The 16,807-nt window shown below is 38.3% G+C and carries 15 protein-coding genes; 7 read left to right on the top strand and 8 right to left on the bottom strand.

Going from position 1 to position 16,807, the window contains the following annotated elements:
- Positions 1 to 20: 20 nt before the first annotated feature.
- Positions 21 to 1,121 (bottom strand): lactonase family protein, encoded by a 1,101-nt coding sequence (locus tag E1140_RS07845; protein WP_155181343.1) that lies wholly within the window; start codon positions 1,119 to 1,121, stop codon positions 21 to 23.
- A gap of 237 nt (positions 1,122 to 1,358) precedes the next feature.
- On the opposite strand from E1140_RS07845, the gene E1140_RS07840 reads away from it, so the two are divergent.
- On the top strand, positions 1,359 to 2,852 hold the full coding sequence (locus E1140_RS07840; RefSeq protein ID WP_155181340.1) for a Gfo/Idh/MocA family protein: 1,494 nt from the start codon (positions 1,359 to 1,361) through the stop codon (positions 2,850 to 2,852).
- 29 nt (positions 2,853 to 2,881) lie between these two features.
- On the top strand, positions 2,882 to 3,688 hold the full coding sequence (locus tag E1140_RS07835; protein WP_155181337.1) for a 3-keto-disaccharide hydrolase: 807 nt from the start codon (positions 2,882 to 2,884) through the stop codon (positions 3,686 to 3,688).
- A gap of 47 nt (positions 3,689 to 3,735) precedes the next feature.
- Here the strand turns inward: E1140_RS07835 and E1140_RS07830 are convergent, their stop codons facing one another.
- The 3 genes from E1140_RS07830 to E1140_RS07820 are packed head-to-tail and all read right to left on the bottom strand — an operon-like array spanning position 3,736 to position 6,862.
- Entirely contained in the window at positions 3,736 to 4,590 is an 855-nt protein-coding gene (locus E1140_RS07830) for a sugar phosphate isomerase/epimerase family protein (RefSeq protein ID WP_155181333.1), read from the bottom strand.
- Positions 4,591 to 4,592: 2 nt separating this feature from the next.
- Entirely contained in the window at positions 4,593 to 6,281 is a 1,689-nt protein-coding gene (locus tag E1140_RS07825; protein ID WP_155181330.1) for a GMC oxidoreductase, read from the bottom strand.
- The gene (locus tag E1140_RS07820) at positions 6,278 to 6,862 is read right to left on the bottom strand and encodes a gluconate 2-dehydrogenase subunit 3 family protein (protein WP_155181327.1); all 585 of its coding nucleotides are present in this window, start codon (positions 6,860 to 6,862) and stop codon (positions 6,278 to 6,280) included. The genes E1140_RS07825 and E1140_RS07820 overlap by 4 nt, the downstream gene beginning before the upstream one ends.
- Before the next feature lie 93 nt (positions 6,863 to 6,955).
- On the opposite strand from E1140_RS07820, the gene E1140_RS07815 reads away from it, so the two are divergent.
- Positions 6,956 to 8,077, top strand: coding sequence for a Gfo/Idh/MocA family protein (locus tag E1140_RS07815; RefSeq protein ID WP_185153476.1), 1,122 nt, complete (start codon positions 6,956 to 6,958; stop codon positions 8,075 to 8,077).
- A 9-nt stretch (positions 8,078 to 8,086) separates the two neighbouring features.
- Here the strand turns inward: E1140_RS07815 and E1140_RS07810 are convergent, their stop codons facing one another.
- From E1140_RS07810 to E1140_RS07800, 3 genes are all read right to left on the bottom strand, one after another.
- A complete protein-coding gene (locus E1140_RS07810; RefSeq protein WP_155181320.1) occupies positions 8,087 to 9,691 on the bottom strand; it encodes a sensor histidine kinase in 1,605 nt (534 codons plus the stop codon).
- Positions 9,692 to 9,813: 122 nt separating this feature from the next.
- Positions 9,814 to 10,920, bottom strand: a complete 1,107-nt coding sequence (gene corA / locus E1140_RS07805; protein WP_155181317.1) for a magnesium/cobalt transporter CorA — start codon at positions 10,918 to 10,920, stop codon at positions 9,814 to 9,816.
- A 5-nt stretch (positions 10,921 to 10,925) separates the two neighbouring features.
- On the bottom strand, positions 10,926 to 11,771 hold the full coding sequence (locus E1140_RS07800) for a mechanosensitive ion channel family protein (protein WP_155181314.1): 846 nt from the start codon (positions 11,769 to 11,771) through the stop codon (positions 10,926 to 10,928).
- Between the two features lie 197 nt (positions 11,772 to 11,968).
- Here E1140_RS07800 and E1140_RS07795 point away from each other — a divergent pair, with 197 nt between their 5' ends.
- From E1140_RS07795 to E1140_RS07780, 4 genes are all read left to right on the top strand, one after another.
- Positions 11,969 to 12,943, top strand: a complete 975-nt coding sequence (locus E1140_RS07795) for a polyprenyl synthetase family protein (RefSeq protein WP_155181344.1) — start codon at positions 11,969 to 11,971, stop codon at positions 12,941 to 12,943.
- Between the two features lie 116 nt (positions 12,944 to 13,059).
- On the top strand, positions 13,060 to 14,103 hold the full coding sequence (locus E1140_RS07790; RefSeq protein ID WP_155181311.1) for a mechanosensitive ion channel family protein: 1,044 nt from the start codon (positions 13,060 to 13,062) through the stop codon (positions 14,101 to 14,103).
- 97 nt (positions 14,104 to 14,200) lie between these two features.
- A complete protein-coding gene (gene floA / locus E1140_RS07785) occupies positions 14,201 to 15,100 on the top strand; it encodes a flotillin-like protein FloA (RefSeq protein ID WP_155181308.1) in 900 nt (299 codons plus the stop codon).
- Positions 15,101 to 15,175: 75 nt separating this feature from the next.
- Positions 15,176 to 16,477: a M20 metallopeptidase family protein gene (locus tag E1140_RS07780; protein ID WP_155181305.1), complete on the top strand. Its 1,302-nt coding sequence runs from the start codon at positions 15,176 to 15,178 to the stop codon at positions 16,475 to 16,477.
- Between the two features lie 8 nt (positions 16,478 to 16,485).
- Here E1140_RS07780 and E1140_RS21430 read toward each other — a convergent pair.
- Positions 16,486 to 16,807, bottom strand: a 322-nt coding sequence (locus tag E1140_RS21430; protein WP_221412658.1) for a hypothetical protein, incomplete at its 5' end; no start/stop codon positions are given.

The raw sequence follows: 16,807 nt of genomic DNA, 5'->3' as shown, positions 1-16,807 counted from the left end.
TTTAAATCGTTCCTTTAATTTTAATTAAATAGGATGCATGTGGGGGTATAAGCCTCGGTTTCAGATACAAATTTCAACAAGCCAGTTTCTCTATTTCGCTCGAAAACAACAATGTTATCTGACCTTTCATTGGCAACTAACAGAAACTTATCATCGGGGCTGAGAGCAAAATTTCTAGGCCAGTCGCCTCTAGTAGACTCGAAACCAACAGAAGAAAGTCCTCCGCCTTGTTGATCTATAGAAAATATAGCTATTGTATTAGGTCCTCTGTTAGATGCATAAAGAAACTTGCCATCAGCAGACACATGAATATCGGCACTTTGATTTTTCTCTTCTGTGTTTTCAGGAAGAGTACTTATGGTTGAAGCTATGCTATATGTACTATCCGACTTCACAACCTGAGAGACGGTGCCATTCAGTTCATTAATAACATAAATCCATTCTTTTGCTGGGTGAAAGGCTAAATGCCTTGGACCTGCACCTCCGGCCATTCTTAATGTCTTTTGAGCTGCAAACTCAAACTTATCATTCACTATTTTAGAAAACCACAATTCGTTGGCGCCAAGGTCAACGGAAATGACTTCATTATTCTTAAACCATGCTGAATGCGCATGAGGCCCTTCTTGTCTATCTGTAGTGTCACTGCCCTCGTGTTGCTGCAAATCCAGCAATGGAAGGATCTCACCTTTGTCATTAAGCTTCGAAAGTGCCACATTGCCGCTTGAGTAGTTGGCAGTAAGTATCATGTTATTGACATTAGTTGTAATAAAACATGGGTGAATACCAGAAGTAGATGTTCTGTTTATACTTATCAAGGTGTCCTCTTTGATGTTAAAGGACTCCATAGTACCTGCTTCATTTTCATTAACAGCCAGAAGATATTTATTGTCAGCGGTAACAGCCAGGTAAGATGGATTTTCTGTTTTGGCAACCAGTCCCGCATTTGTTAGAGTTCCTGAAGAATCCATTTCGAACTTGTAGATTCCCTCACTTTGGTCTGAGGTATACGAACCCACATAAAAGGTATAAGCTGCCACTGTTTTTACTTCTTCTTCCATTGCTTTTTTACAACTAATGGTTATCGAAAAAATAACCAACAAAAGGAAAGGATTTTTGATCATAATGCACTTTGAATTTTTAGAAAAAGCCAAGATATAAAATTTAATCGACTTGCAATTTGTGGTTTTAAAGTAGAAATGACGATTTTCTAGAGAATGGGATAAGTCGTCTCTCGCTTATCCAAATTGCAAACGGTTGCGGTATAAATTTTACAAAGCAAACGTATGAATTCTTACTTTTTACCGAATAGTTTTAATAAATTAAGTCCTTAAACTGAATTATCCAGAAAATTTATATCAATGAAAAACGAAAAACCTAAAAACGAAAAACTTAGCAGAAGAACATTTATTAAGAACTCAGGAATACTTGCTGCCGGTGTAACAATCGTGCCTAGCAATGTGGTTTCTGGCCTTGGTTATGTTCCGCCAAGTGACAAGTTGAATATTGCCGGAATTGGAGTAGGTGGAATGGGTAGGGGGAACCTTCGAAATATGAATTCACAAAACATCGTGGCTCTTGCAGATGTAGACTGGAAATATGCCAAAAGGTGTTTTGATGATTATCCGAAAGCAAAGCAGTACAAAGATTATCGTAAAATGCTCGATGAAATGGACAAGGATATAGACGCAGTCATGATTAGTACACCTGATCATACTCATTATGTAACGGCCAAAGACTCAATGCTTGCTGGTAAACATGTGTATCTGCAAAAGCCTTTAACACATTCAGTTTATGAGTCAAGAAGACTTCGTGAGCTTGCTAAAGAAACAGGGGTAGCTACTCAAATGGGTAACCAAGGTAATTCATCTGACGATATGCGTAAAGTTTGTGAGTGGATCTGGAATGGTGAAATTGGAGAAGTTACTAAGGTAGATGCTTGGACTGACCGACCAATTTGGCCTCAAGGTTTGGAACGCCCTACAGAAAAACACGATGTACCTTCTACTTTAGATTGGGACCTATTCTTAGGGCCAGCTGCTGAGAGACCTTACCACCCAGCTTATACTCCTTGGAACTGGCGCGCATGGTGGGATTTTGGAACTGGTGCTTTAGGTGATATGGCTTGTCATATTATGGATCCTGTTTATAAAGCATTAGAGTTAGGGTATCCTTATGCTTTTGAAGCTACGTCATCTCAGGTGAATACTGAGAGCGCACCTGTGGCAGAGAAGGTAACATATTATTTCGGTGAAAGAGCTGCTAAAGGAAAAATTAAAATGCCTGCTGTTGAATTCACATGGTTTGATGGTGGACTGAAGCCTAATAGGCCTGAAGGTCTTAAAGATGGCTGGTACCCTGGTGACCAAAGAGGCTGGGGTGGTGCTATATTCTACGGAACTAAAGGTACATTGATCTGCGGTACTTACGCTATGCAGCCATTTATTATTGGTAGAGAGGACAATCCACCACCTGTAACAAATGAATTGCGTAGAATTCCTAAAGCCATGGAAGGTGGACATGAAATGGATTGGGTACGTGCGGCTAAGGAGAACAAAAAGTCGAGAGTGGAAGCAAGTTCAAACTTTGACTATGCAGGTCCTTTAAATGAAGTTGTAGTGGCTGGTAATCTAGCTGTTAGGCTTCAGGATTTAAGAAGAAGATTAGAGTGGGATGCAGAAAACATGAAGATTACTAATATTGGAGATAATGAGGAAATAAGAGTGGTGTCTTCAGATAAGTTTACTGTGATAGATGGTGATCCAAAGTTTGATACAAAATATGAAACAATAAATGCTAAAAATGCAGCTGAAAGCTATATAAAAAGAGTCTATAGAAAGGGCTGGAGTTATTAATCTAAACAAACAATAAATATTTGAGAACTATGAAAATTAAATTATTAGTATTTGCATTTGTCTTATTTATCTTCCAGGCATGTGGATCAAAATCTGGCGAAAATGCTGAAGCTACAGATGAAACTGCAACTGAAGAGGCAGTAGAAGAAGTGGCAGAAGAGCCGGTTATGAATGGGCTTACTCAGGCTGAAACAGAAGATGGCTGGATGATGCTGTTTGATGGAGAGTCATTTGATGGATGGAGAGGTTACCATAAAGATAGTGTGCCTTCTGACTGGAAAATTGACAACGGTAGTATTTATATGGCTGCTTCTGGTAGAGGTGAAGCTGGCTCTGAAAATGGTGGAGACATTCTATATGATCAGAAGTTCGGCAACTTTCATTTGAAGCTAGAGTGGAAACTATCTGAAGGTGGAAATTCTGGTATATTCTATCTTGGTCAGGAGACTCCTGAATTAGATTATATATGGAAAACTGCTCCTGAAATGCAGGTGCTATCTCCTAAACATATTGACTGGAACTTAGGTAAAGATGGTAACAGGAGAGCTGGGTCTCTTTATGATCTTTATGCTGCTGATCCTCAGAATGTTAAGCCTGATGGTGAGTGGAACCAAGTGGAAATCATTGTTTACAATGGTACTGTAGTACATAAGCAAAATGGGGAAACTGTTGTTGAGTACCACTTATGGACTCCACAGTGGAAGGAAGATGTTGCTGCTAGCAAATTTCCTGAATTGAATCCTAACTGGGCTGATGTAGCTAAAGAGGGGTACTTCGGATTACAGGATCATGGTGATGACGTTTGGTTTAGAAATATCAAGATCAAGCAGATGTAATTTCGAATTATATGATAATAAAAAAGGCCTCAATTGAGGCCTTTTTTTTATAGTTTGTTTTCCTTAATATAACTCAGGCTTTTTGTAATATCTCCAAAAACATCACCCCCTGGTGATTGATCCTGCTCAACAAAATACTGTTCTAAACCTGCAGTATCAGCATTGGCAAAAATTTCCTTCCAGTCAATGACGCCTTCACCTACCGGAGTGAATTGCTTTTCTCTGTTCATATCCTTAACATGCCACAAAGGGAATCTTCCCGGATGCTTCTTGAAATATGCCACTGGGTCTTGCTTAGAAACAGTCATCCAATACATGTCCATTTCAAATTTAACAAGGTTTTTATCACACCTGTCCAGAAGCACATCGTAGGGTTTCTGACCATCAAAATCAAAAAACTCAAAATCATGGTTGTGATACCCCATGGTAATGCCAGCAGATTTCGCCTTTTCCCCACACATGTTTAACAAGTCACTGTGTGCCTTATAATCATCGAGTGAGGTTCTTTCACTTTCAACCAGGTAATTACAAACCAAATACTTTTCATTTAGCGTAGAGGCAGTTTCTAAAAGTCTGTCAAAATCATTGGTCAAGGGAGTAATGCCAGCATGCAGACTGGTCGACTTTAAACCAAAATCATCCATCATCTTTTTAACTTCTGCAGCAGGATTTCCAAAAATCGCCCCTTCATTGTAATTCCAGAATTCCAAATCTGAAAATCCGATTTCTGAAAGCTTTTTGAGGGTGCCTTTAAAATCTTTTTCCAGAGCATCGCGAACTGTATATATGCCGATGCCATAAGATTTTTGAGCACTGCCCATACATGATGAAATTAAGGAAGGTATTAATGCCAACCCTAGTGCAGATGAGCCTGATATTTTTAAAAAGTCTCTACGTTCCATAATTATAAATTTCGTTTTTTTAGTTGGTCTACTGCATAATGGGCAGCTCTAGCTGTTAGTGCCATGTAGGTTAAGCTTGGGTTTTGGCAAGCAGATGAAGTCATAGCAGAGCCATCTGTAACAAACACATTCTGAACTTCATGTAGCTGGTTAAAACCATTGAGCATCGAGGTTTTAGGATCACGTCCCATTCGTGCAGTTCCCATTTCATGAATACCATAGCCTGGTACTGCATCTGTATCAGTTGTTCTGATATTTTTACCTCCAGCAGCCTCCAGCATTTCTACCTGAGTTATAGCCATGTCTTTACGCATAGCAAATTCATTCTCCTTAAACTCAGCAGAGATATGAAGCGTTGGTAAGCCCCATTTGTCAGTAACATTATGATTTAACACAACTGCATTATCTTCATAAGGCAAGCACTCACCAAAGGCATTGAGGTTCATTTCCCATGGCCCTGGTTTCATGAGCTCATCTTTAAATTCCGCACCAAACCCAAGCTTTCGATTACCATAGCCCCAACCTTGTCTGTTAGCGCCACCTTGCATTCCATACCCTCTTAAAAAATCAGGGTGCTTGTCTTTGATGTTTCTAAATCTTGGTACATATATACCATTAGGACGAAAGCCATGATGATATTTGTCTTCATAGCCTTCGAAATCAGCTATTGTATTAACTTGAAAATGATGATCCATCAAGTACTTCCCTAAAGTTTCGCTCGTATTTCCTAGCCCGTTAGGAAAAGCATTGCTTTTCGAATTAAGCATGATCCAGGTTGAGCCGAGCGTAGAAGCACAAAGGAAAATTACCTTGGCATAATATACATGTGTCTCGCTTGTTTCAGCGTCTATTATTCTTACTCCTTTGGCTTTCTTTGTATTTTCATCATAGATCACAGACTCGACAATCGAATATGGTCTCATGGTCATGTTGCCTGTTGCTTCAGCAGCAGGTAGTGTTGAAGCGTTACTGCTAAAATATCCACCATAGGGGCAGCCACGACTACATAGGTTTCTATATTGGCAGTTCGCTCTGTTATGAATCGGCTTAGTAAGATTTGCAGTCCTACCAATAGTCATCATACGATCTGACCAGTTTTTTTCTATTGCACCTTTGACTTTTTTCTCCACACAATACATATCCATTGGTGGCTGAAACTTACCATCTGGGAGTTGTGCTAAACCCTCGTTTTGACCACTTATACCCGCAAACTGCTCTACATAGTCGTACCATGGAGCCAAATCTTCATATCTTATTGGCCAATCTACGGCAATGCCTTCTTTCGCATTTGCCTCAAAATCCATAGGCGATAAGCGGTAACTTTGGCGACCCCAGGTCAGTGATCTACCACCAACATGATAGCCACGATGCCATCTGAATTCCTTATCTGCTGGGTTGGTATATGGATTTTCTTTATCGTTTACAAAGAAGTGCTTTGTACTCTCGTCAAAGGCATGAGTCTTTTTTTGCACATAATATTCTTCTTTGATTTCTTCTGTCTCTAGTCCGCGGTGGTCAAACTCCCATGGAGCTCTATTCATTGTTGGGTAATCCTGAACATGTTTGACATCTCTTCCTCTTTCCAGCACTAATGTTTTTAATCCTTGCTCACACAACTCTTTTGCTGCCCATCCACCGGAAATTCCTGATCCTACCACGATGGCATCAAATTCATTTTCCTTCGTTTTCATACGTGATTACCTACTTTTAATTTTTGCCCCTCTTTTAACTCATTGCACCCTTCAAACCCTGCAGGTATCGGCACATAATCTAAATGTTGTGTCATTATTTCTTCTGATGTAAAGTACCCCAGAAGCGTCAGTTCTTTAATTTTTGCAAAGAAAGGCTTCCCACTCGCATGCGGGTCGTAATCTTCAGTATCAGTTTTTGCTTCTAAAGTTTCAAGTACTTTGGTTTTACTCTCATTGCTTAATGAAGAGAAGTTTTTGCCTTCTAACTTATTACTTTCGGCCTCTACTTCAATAAGGCCATCTGAGAATATGGCTTGTTCCTCTGTTGAGAGGCAGCTGCCTACGATATGGTCAATAAAAACATCAACACCAATATCCAATGCTCCTGGAGTTGAAGTTTTTGGTAGAATGATATCACATATGTCAGCCACTAATATGGCTTGATCTTCATTGAAGAAACCCGGAATCCATCCCAATTCTTTCTGTGGAACGCAACCATCTAAAATACTCATAATTACAGGCGAGCTTGCCGCAATACCGAGCATCATCGAGGTTCGTTTTATTGCTTCTCTTCTATTCATCTATCTTAAATGCGGGAAAATTTTAAACAAGTCAAAAAGATACGAACATTCATCTTTTGGTCAAAAAAGCTTAGATTCAATACTTCAACAAATATGATAAAAGGTATGTTAAAAATGGGAATGGTCGGGGGCGGTCCAGGCGCTATGATTGGAGATATTCATCGGTTAACAGCACAAGCAACGGGTAAAGCCAAATTAGTGTGCGGAGCTTTCAGTTCGGACCATCAAAAAAGTCAACAAAAAGGAAAAGAATTAGGCCTGGATGCCAGCAGAGCATATGGAAGTGTTGAAGAAATGATAGAAGGGGAGCTCTCATTGCCTGAAAAAGAGCGCATGGATTTTCTCGCAATTACAACACCAAATCATTTACATGTTGCAGCTGCAAAATTAGCCTTACAGTCCGGCTTTCATGTAATGTGCGATAAACCACTTTCCATTAACTATCAAGAGGCCATTGATTTAAAGCAAATTGTTGATTCTTCAAATTATCAGTTCGGCATGACCTACACTTACCGTGGCTATGCAGGGGTGTTGAAGATAAAAGAGTTAATTGAGTCAGGTAAAATTGGAGATATCAGAAAGATAAAGGTTGATTATACTCAAGGATGGCTCAATGAACTTATTGAGAATGATGGGCAGAAGCAGGCTAAGTGGCGTACAGATCCTAAATTTTCTGGACTGGGGGGTACTATAGCGGATATTGGTACTCATGCTTTTAATATGGCCGAATACCTGGTTGGTGCCAAGGTTGCAGAGCTTGTAGCTGATGTTTCAATTTTGGTAGAAGGAAGAAGAATTGATGATGATGCCAATGTTTTATTGAGGTATGAAAATGGTGTGAAAGCGACTTTATCAGTGGGGCAGGCATGTGCGGGTGAGCAAAATTCTTTTAATGTAAAAGTTTATGGAAGTAAGGGTGGTTTGCATTGGACTAATGAAAGTCCAAAAGTTATTGCCTTTAAATCGCAAGACAGTTTAGAAGAGATTAAAATTGATGAATTTGATGTTGACCTAACTGAAGCGGCTAGACTATTGCCTGACGGGCATGATATAAGCTTTTTAAAAGGTTTTGTAACACTTTATGATCGTTTTCTTGATAGCATTCAATCTAATTCAAAAGCTAATATGCCAGATATTGAAGATGGAGTTCGAGGCATGTTATTTATTGAAAAAGCCATTGAATCAAGTAAAAATAATACCTATGTGAAACTGTAAGTTGATTGCTTAGATAAGGATGCTTTTATCAACGTTACTCTTGAATTTGATGGTAAAAGTTGTGCCTTTATTGAGTTGGCTTTCAACTCTGATAGAACCACCCAGTGTTTCTACTTGATTTTTAACAAGGTACAGGCCAAGTCCTTTACCTTCAACATGGAAATGAAATCTTTTATAAAGACTGAATAGCTTTTTACCATCTCTATCCAAGTCTATTCCAAGTCCATTGTCAGTAAAGGTGAGCACAATGTCATCCTCTTCTCTTCTGGTTTTTATTTCAAGAGCCGGATGACGGTCTTCATGTTGATACTTGATGGCATTGCTTACTAAATTATAAAAGATATTTTCAATATAAAGCGGTAAAGAATAGACCTCATTTGCCTCCGTGAAATCCGTATTAAGGGTCACCTGATTTTCTATTATTTCATGCCTGAGCGTTTTCTTTACCTTATTTAGAATGTGGTCGAACCTGACATTTTCAAACACTTTACTTCCAGGCTTCTGAATGAGCAGGACATGACTCATATCATCAATAACTTCATTTAACTCCTCTGAGGAATTAATCATTAAATTGACGATTCCTTCTTTCTCCTTCTCATTTTCAGTTTTATTGATTAGATAACCAAGGCCTAAAAGTCGTGCTATTGGAGCTCTTAGATTGTGCGAGATGATATAGGCAAACTGCTCGAGCTTGTTGTTCTGACCTATGAGTATCTTATTGGTGTTTTTCAATTCAGCGTTTTGCTCCACCAGTTCCGCTGACAGTTCTTCATTTCTGAGCTTAAGCTTGTTCTGTTGCTCTTCAATTATTTTTTTCGATTTATGAAGCTGTTCGTTTTGAGAGCTTATCTCTTCATTCTGCGCGGTTATCTCCTCGTTTTGTGCTAAAATCTCATCGGTTCTTTCTCTAACTAGTAGTTCCAGCTTTTCATTTTGTTCTTCCAGTATTGTAGCCTTTTCCTTTTCAGATTCGGTTAGCTGTCGGTGATAATATATGGATTTTACGCTGTGATAGGAGGCATAGATTAACGTTGGTATTGTGATGAAGAAAAGGATAATTTGAAGCCAATAAGAATACTTTATGGCATTATTAAACTCGGCCTGTGCTTGCTCCTCTATCTCATCTTCAAATCCCCTGATTTCCAAGGAAAATATTTCTGCAGCAAGCCAAACCTCGTACCCACGATCTTCTATAACCATGCGTTCTGCAGATTCAACATTACTATTATTCATTTCGAGAGCTATTCCATTAACAAATTCAAAATAGCCATTCACAGCAATCTTCAATTTCTTTAATTCATCGGTATTGTATTCTTGACGAATCAAACTAATAAATAGGTAGTCAAATGCTCTGTCCTTAATTTCAGTGGCACTTGATCGAGGGTCCTCGAACATATCAACACAGTCTGTGATTACATATGCTCTAATTCCTAAGTCCAATAAATGTAATGCGAGTTTTATTTGTTCGGCTTCCAATTTTACCCTTTCCGCAGCTCTTATTTCATCCTGATTCTCTTCAATTCTTTTTCCATTTTCATAAATCAGAAATGCATTGATAATCATTAAAATACCAATTAAACCGACAACCCAATAAAGTCTTCTATTTGTATTCAAGGATTAAATGTTAGGTGCTTGATATATCACTAATCTTATTCAGGTCAAAATTGTTTAATATTCAATTTAAGAATTATAATTTGTCCGACCTAAAGCACCTGGCGCTTGAATTAATCAGATGATCAAAACCAGTTCTTCTTCTTAAAGTAATATAACATGCCTGCAAACATTGTTATCATAAGACCCCAGACATAGAAGTAGCCATACTCCCAATGTAGCTCGGGCATATTGTCGAAATTCATTCCATAAATACCAGCAATGAAGGTTAGTGGAATGAAGATGGTTGCAATTACAGTCAGCACCTTCATTACCTCATTCATCTTATTACTAACACTAGTCATGTACATATCCATTAAACTGGCGGTGAGATCGCGATAGGTTTCTAAAGTTTCAATCACATGTATACAGTGATCATAAACATCTGAAAAATAGCGCTCAGTTTCTTTTTTAATGAACGGAAACTCCCCTTTATAAACTTTGCTAATGGCTTCTCTTATAGGATAGACAGACTTTCTAAGAAATATTAATTCTTTCTTAAGGCCTTGAATTTTCTTTAGTGTTTTCTGAGAAGGGTCAAGGAAAACTTCATCTTCGAGTGCTTCTATACGTTCTCCAAGGTTTTCAAGTATGAGGTAGTAACTATCAACAATGGTATCAATAAGCCTATAAAACAGATAGTCAGCTCCCCGCTTCCTGGCCTTGCTTTTAGGATCATTTTTTAACCTATTTCTGAGCCCTTCAAACAAGTCACCTTCTCTTTCTTGAAATGAAATGAGAAAGTTTTTGCCGAGAACAAAACTCATTTGTTCATAGATGATATTCTCACCTTTGAGCGCATTAAGTGTTTTAAGCGTAAAAAATATGTACTGATCGTAATCTTCTATTTTAGGGCGCTGGTCAGGATTCAATACATCCTCGAGAACTAGCGGGTTTATTTCAAAATGTTCACCAACCTTTTCTATAAAATCAACATTATGTAGTCCATCGATATTGATCCAATTGACTTTATCTTCGGTGATTTTATTCAGCGCTTCTTCTGGGTTATTGTAAATAGTCTCATCATACTCCTGTTCATGATAATGAATAAGATCGACTGTTGATTTATCTGTGATTTTCTCACCCAAATGAACCAGTTGACCAGGAGGTAAGCCAGCCGTTTTGGTTGCAGTTCCTATTTTTGGAAAAACCAACTTAGGCAGATTTGTAAGGTCAGGTAAGTTAAACTGCATAGTGCTTATTTTTTGTCTTTATAGACTATAGTTCTGTGAGGGAACGGTATTTCAATACCTTCTTTATCAAACCTTTCTTTAATGGATTTGTTCAGGTCGCATTTCATGGCAAAACCATCAATAGGATTCTCTGCCCAAACATAGCCTCTCAAGTTAACAGAGCTGTCCCCAAAATCAATTACTCTTACAAGTACTGCTGGCTTGTTATCTTCAATATCTTCGGCTGTTCTTCTATCTAAAAAGAACGGGTGTGCCTGAGCTTCTTCCTGTATGATTTTCATGGCAAGATCAATATTTGAATCATAGGATATGCCAATAGCTAAATACATGCAAGTTTCATCCTCATTCAACGATGAGTTGATTATAGTTTCGTTGCTTATAACAGAATTTGGAATAACTATCCTTCTGTTCTCATAATTTCTGATGACGGTATGACGAAGTGTTATATCTTCTACCTCACCAGCCATATTATTACTAATGGACACATGATCTCCAACACGGAAGGGCTTGAATATAACCAGGAATATACCTGTTATGATATTGGAAAATGCCGACTGAGAAGCAAAACCAATGATTGCGGCAAATACACCAGCTCCAGCAAAAAGTGTAACACCATATGCTTTAAGCTCTGGTATACGGTAAAAGATTATCATCATCGCTACAATGAATACGATGAAACTTACCGCATTTTTAAAGAAATTGTACTTGGTAGGATCTACATTAAGTTTAGCAGAAGCTGCACGCACGAACCTATTAAGCGCATACCTTAATATTTTTGAAATAATGAAAGCAACTGCCAGAATAATCAGTGATGTGACGATGTGATTAAAGGCAATAGAATGAGTGTCCATAGTATGTTTTGAATTCGGAAAGAAAGATACGGTTTTATTCAATATTCAAACAAGAGCTTAAAAAAATATTGAATTCAATTGATGCTAAATCTTATGAATCTTAGAAATTCTATCGTATTCGAAATAAAATGATGGATACCTTAAATTATTTTGATTGGGAAATATTCTGTCAGTATTATTGTAGCTCACTTGTCAGGATGGCCCTTAACCTAAAAGAAATTAAATCGCCCATTGCTTCTGAGATGGAGGAATTCGAAAAGAAATTCCGTGCATCGATGAAAACCAAGGTTCTACTATTGGATAAAATCATGGGCTATATAGTAAAACGTAAGGGCAAGCAAATGCGCCCGATGTTTGTTTTCCTAAGTGCGGGCACATGTGGAACAATTCAAGAATCAACTTATCGCGGTGCGTCCTTAATAGAGCTTTTGCACACAGCTACATTGGTACATGATGATGTAGTTGATGATGCTAACTATAGAAGAGGCTTTTTCTCCATCAATGCGCTCTGGAAGAATAAGATTGCTGTTTTGGTAGGTGACTACCTGCTATCCAGAGGCCTTCTTTTGTCGGTAGAGCATGAAGATTATGGACTGCTTAAGATTGTATCTACTGCTGTAAAAGAGATGAGTGAAGGAGAACTGCTCCAGTTTGACAAGGCTCGTCACCTAGATATTAATGAGGAAGTCTACTATGAAATCATACGTCAGAAGACGGCTTCTTTAATAGCGTCTTGCTGTTCAGTGGGGGCTAGCTCGGTGAATAGCGATGCTGAAGCTGTAGAGCGCATGCGCCTTTTCGGTGAAAAGGTGGGCATGGCCTTTCAGATTAAAGATGACCTTTTTGATTATGGCGATGAGGAGATTGGTAAACCATTGGGCATCGATATAAAAGAAAAGAAAATGACACTTCCTTTAATCAAAGCACTAAGTCTTGCACCATGGTTAGAGAAGAAAAGGATCATTAATATTATTCGTAACCATTCTGAGAATAACAAGAAAGTAAAAGAAGTTATTGAGTTTGTTAAAAAATCTGGTGGTCTTGAATATGCAAAAGGAGTAATGAAGAAGTACTTCGATGAAGCTATGGAGATTTTAGAAACATTTGAGGACTCTGTTTACCGTAATTCACTATCTCAATTGGTGAGGTTTACCATCGAAAGAACCAAATAATCCATTTCAATATTTTTATTACCTATTGAAGGCGTTTAAATCGATTGAATTGTTAATCTAATTCTAAGCTGCTGCAATTCATTTTTATACGCATTCAAAATCCCTTAAATTGAAGGATGAACGAATGGATTTCCTCTTTAGATAGACCACTTAAAGATATTGTCGTTTTAGCCTCGGTAATGCTTGTAGCGTTTATTGGTAGCTACATAATTTATCTTCTTTTGCGGCCGATAAAGATTGATAAAAACCTGAATAAATTTCAGATGCTCAAGCTTAGAAAGCCGTTATTTTTCCTACTGCTTTCTATTTTGCTTCGGCCTGCAATAATTCTTCTAGGGTATTCTTATGCTTGGCTCGATCAGTTTCAAATAATTTTTTTAATCTGGACATCCGCTTGGCTGATAATTAGAATTGTAGGTATTGGAAGGATAGTATTATTAGGCCAATATGACCTTGAGAGTGAGGATAATTTAAAAGCGCGTAAGATATTTACTCAGGTTCGAGTGTTCGAGCGAATAATAGTGGTACTCATTGTGGTTGTGTCACTGGGCATGGCTCTAATGACCTTTGATAGTATTAGACAAATAGGCGTGAGTCTGCTAACCTCTGCCGGTATAGCGGGTATCATTGTTGGTTTGGCAGCGCAGCGGTTGATAAGTAATATTTTAGCTGGTTTTCAAATAGCAATAACGCAACCAATAAGAATAGATGATGTTGTTATCGTAGAGAATGAGTGGGGAAAAATTGAAGAAATTACGCTGACTTATGTTGTGATAAACATCTGGGATAAAAGAAGGTTAGTAGTACCTTCAACCTATTTCATAGAGAAGCCATTTCAAAACTGGACCCGCACAACCTCGGAGCTTCTTGGTACGGTTTTTATTTACACCGACTATCATATGGATGTTGATGTATTGAGAAAGCAGCTCACAAAAATACTGGAAGGCACACCGCTTTGGGATGGTAAGGTAAATATTATTCAGGTTACGGATGCAAAACAGAATAATATGGAACTGCGAGTACTCGTAAGCTCTAAAGATGCTCCTACTGGTTGGGACTTAAGGGTACACGTACGCGAACAGCTTATAGTATTTCTTCAAAAGAAATATCCAGAGATGCTGCCTAAAACTCGTGTTGAGCTCAAACAGAGTGATAAATAGGATAGAGTCTACCGAATTTAATTCGCCAAACGAATTAAAAGTAGGGAAACTTCCACTACATTGGTGGTAGGCTAAGGCCGTTACCAATCACAGTTTTATGGAAATAGCAACACTCGTTACCATTGGAGTTTTTATTGTAGGGCTCTGGCTATTCTTTTATATATTTCCAATAAGTCTCTGGATTACAGCGCTATTTTCAGGTGTGTCAGTCAATTTATTTGACTTGGTATTTATGAGATTTAGAAAAGTGCCACCAAGTCTGGTGGTTAATGCTATGATTACTGCTACTAAGGCTGGCTTGAAAGATGTTACAATCAACCAATTGGAGACTCATTTCCTTGCTCATGGAAATCTTAATGCAGTAATAAAAGCTTTAATTGTAGCTGATAAGGCTAATATGAACTTAAGTTTTAAACAAGCTACAGCTATAGATCTTGCAGGCCGAGATGTGTTACATGCTGTGCAGGTTTCTGTCACCCCTTATGTAGTTGTGGTGCCAGAAATAACAGGTGTTTCAATTGATGGAATACAGTTGCTGGCTGAGGCTCGGGTTACAGTAAGAACCAATCTGCAAAGACTTGTTGGAGGTGCCGGAGAGGAGACCATTAAAGCTCGTGTTGGCCAGGGAATTATATCTAGTATTGGTACTGCTAAAAACTATCTTCAGGTATTAGAAAATCCTGAAAGCATTTCTAAATCAGTGCTGGCCAATGGCCTTGATGCAGGTACAGCTTTTGAGATACTATCTATTGACATTGCGGATATAAATATTGGTAACAATATTGGTGCTATGTTACAAATTGATCAGGCTGCTGCAGATTTAAATGTTGCTAAGGCAAAAGCTGAAGAGCGCAGAGCTATGGCTGTGGCTTTAGAACAAGAGATGACTGCTCGGGTTCAGGAAGCTAAAGCAATGGTAATAGTTGCAGAGGCGGAAATACCAGCGGCTATGTCAGATGCATTTAGAAAAGGCATACTTTTAGGCAAACGCAAGTAATTTTTAATGTTGATAGTTTGAGGAGTAGTTTTAAGTGATTATTCCTTAAATTCAACTTTTAAACATTACTTTTCTATGCGATTTTTAAAGACAGCCTTAATCTTATTTTTCTCATTAACCATTATCTCGGCAGATGTGCCTAATGTTATCGAAGCGTACCTAGCTGATGACATGGATTACCTTGTCTCCTTTTACAAAGAGCGCCATATGAATCCTGAGATTTCACTAAGGGAAGAAAATACGGCCAATGCACTTGCAGAGGAATTAAGAAAAGCTGGTTATGAGGTAACTCAAAATTTCGGAGGCTATGGCATTGTTGCTATTCTTAAAAATGGGAAGGGGCCTCAAATTCTTTATCGTACAGATATGGATGCATTACCAATGTATGAGAAGACCGAGCTTCCTTATACCAGCAAGTTGACAACAGATTTAAATGGCAGTAAGGTGGGTACAATGCATTCTTGTGGACATGATGTGCATATGACTACATTGCTGGGTACGGCCAGAGCTATGGCTCAAAACAAAAAGGCATGGAATGGAACTTTGATGCTGATTGGTCAGCCTGCCGAAGAAATAGGACAGGGGTCTAAGATGATGTTGGAAGCCGGCCTTTATGAGAAGTTTGGAACACCTGATTATGGCATAGGACTACATAGTAACCCCACAATAAAAGTAGGTCAAATAGGTATTGCCGATGGTTACACTATGGCAAATACTGAAACCATTGAAATAGATGTTTATGGAGTTGGTGCTCACGGTGCTACACCTCATATGTCAGTTGATCCTGTTGTTATTAGTAGTATGATTATCATGGATTTACAGACTATCGTAAGTAGAAATGTTAAACCAATAGATGATGCGGTTATTACCGTTGGAGCTATTCAGGGTGGGACTGTTGCCAACATTATCCCTGATCATGTAAAGCTTAAGCTTTCAGTAAGAACTTTTAGAGAGGAGGTAAGACAGTATATTCATAAAAGAATAATTGAGGTGAGTAATGGTATTGCAATGGCCGCTGGGCTACCTGAAGAAAAATGGCCAAAAGTCAATATTCCTGAGGTTTTTACCCCTGCAAATTTGAATGACACAGGTCTTACCAATAAAATAAAAGCTTCGGCTTCTAAAGTAATTGGTAAAGAAAATGTGCTGTATGCAGAACCTCAATTAGTAGGTGAAGATTTTGCCCGTTATGGCACCTGGGATAAGAAGTTTCCAACTGTGTTGTTTTGGTTAGGAACAGTATCGCAACAGAAAATTGACGCTAATGAATTGCCAGGATTACATTCACCATTTTACTATCCTGAACCTAAGGCATCTATTGAAACTGGAGTGAAGGTTACTTCACAGACTTTGATAGATTTATTTAACGAGAAGTAGAAAAAGAGTTATTTCTTCAATTCAAGTTTCTCTAATAAAACATCAACCTTTTCAACTGGCTGATAAGGACCATCGATTTTTAAAAATTCATTGAATTTTAGTTGGTGTAAGCCATCTAAATATATGACCAACAGGTCAGCATCAATATCTTTTTCTAGATAAGCCTTGTAGATCATATCAAAATAAGCAGCTCTTTTCTCGTATGAAGGAGAGTGCTGCAAAATGAAAATGGGAGTAACCAACGCAAGACCTCCAATAGAATCGGCATCAGGATAGCCGTACTTCTCAAGATAGTATTCTATCCGTATTAAGTTCTCTATATCCGTTCTG

It is taken from the genome of Fulvivirga lutimaris (assembly GCF_009711525.1).
Taxonomy (GTDB): Bacteria; Bacteroidota; Bacteroidia; order Cytophagales; family Cyclobacteriaceae; genus Fulvivirga; species Fulvivirga lutimaris.
This window is presented reverse-complemented; position numbering and strand designations above follow the sequence as displayed.

Bases quoted from the DNA above. Each gene is read 5' to 3' on its own strand.
- E1140_RS07845 (WP_155181343.1), bottom strand. From the start codon at position 1,121: ATGATCAAAAATCCTTTCCTTTTGTTGGTTATTTTTTCGATAACCATT.
- E1140_RS07840 (WP_155181340.1), top strand. From the start codon at position 1,359: ATGAAAAACGAAAAACCTAAAAACGAAAAACTTAGCAGAAGAACATTT.
- E1140_RS07835 (WP_155181337.1), top strand. From the start codon at position 2,882: ATGAAAATTAAATTATTAGTATTTGCATTTGTCTTATTTATCTTCCAG.
- E1140_RS07830 (WP_155181333.1), bottom strand. From the start codon at position 4,590: ATGGAACGTAGAGACTTTTTAAAAATATCAGGCTCATCTGCACTAGGG.
- E1140_RS07825 (WP_155181330.1), bottom strand. From the start codon at position 6,281: ATGAAAACGAAGGAAAATGAATTTGATGCCATCGTGGTAGGATCAGGA.
- E1140_RS07820 (WP_155181327.1), bottom strand. From the start codon at position 6,862: ATGAATAGAAGAGAAGCAATAAAACGAACCTCGATGATGCTCGGTATT.
- E1140_RS07815 (WP_185153476.1), top strand. From the start codon at position 6,956: ATGATAAAAGGTATGTTAAAAATGGGAATGGTCGGGGGCGGTCCAGGC.
- corA (WP_155181317.1), bottom strand. From the start codon at position 10,920: ATGCAGTTTAACTTACCTGACCTTACAAATCTGCCTAAGTTGGTTTTT.
- E1140_RS07800 (WP_155181314.1), bottom strand. From the start codon at position 11,771: ATGGACACTCATTCTATTGCCTTTAATCACATCGTCACATCACTGATT.
- E1140_RS07795 (WP_155181344.1), top strand. From the start codon at position 11,969: ATGGCCCTTAACCTAAAAGAAATTAAATCGCCCATTGCTTCTGAGATG.
- E1140_RS07790 (WP_155181311.1), top strand. From the start codon at position 13,060: ATGAACGAATGGATTTCCTCTTTAGATAGACCACTTAAAGATATTGTC.
- floA (WP_155181308.1), top strand. From the start codon at position 14,201: ATGGAAATAGCAACACTCGTTACCATTGGAGTTTTTATTGTAGGGCTC.
- E1140_RS07780 (WP_155181305.1), top strand. From the start codon at position 15,176: ATGCGATTTTTAAAGACAGCCTTAATCTTATTTTTCTCATTAACCATT.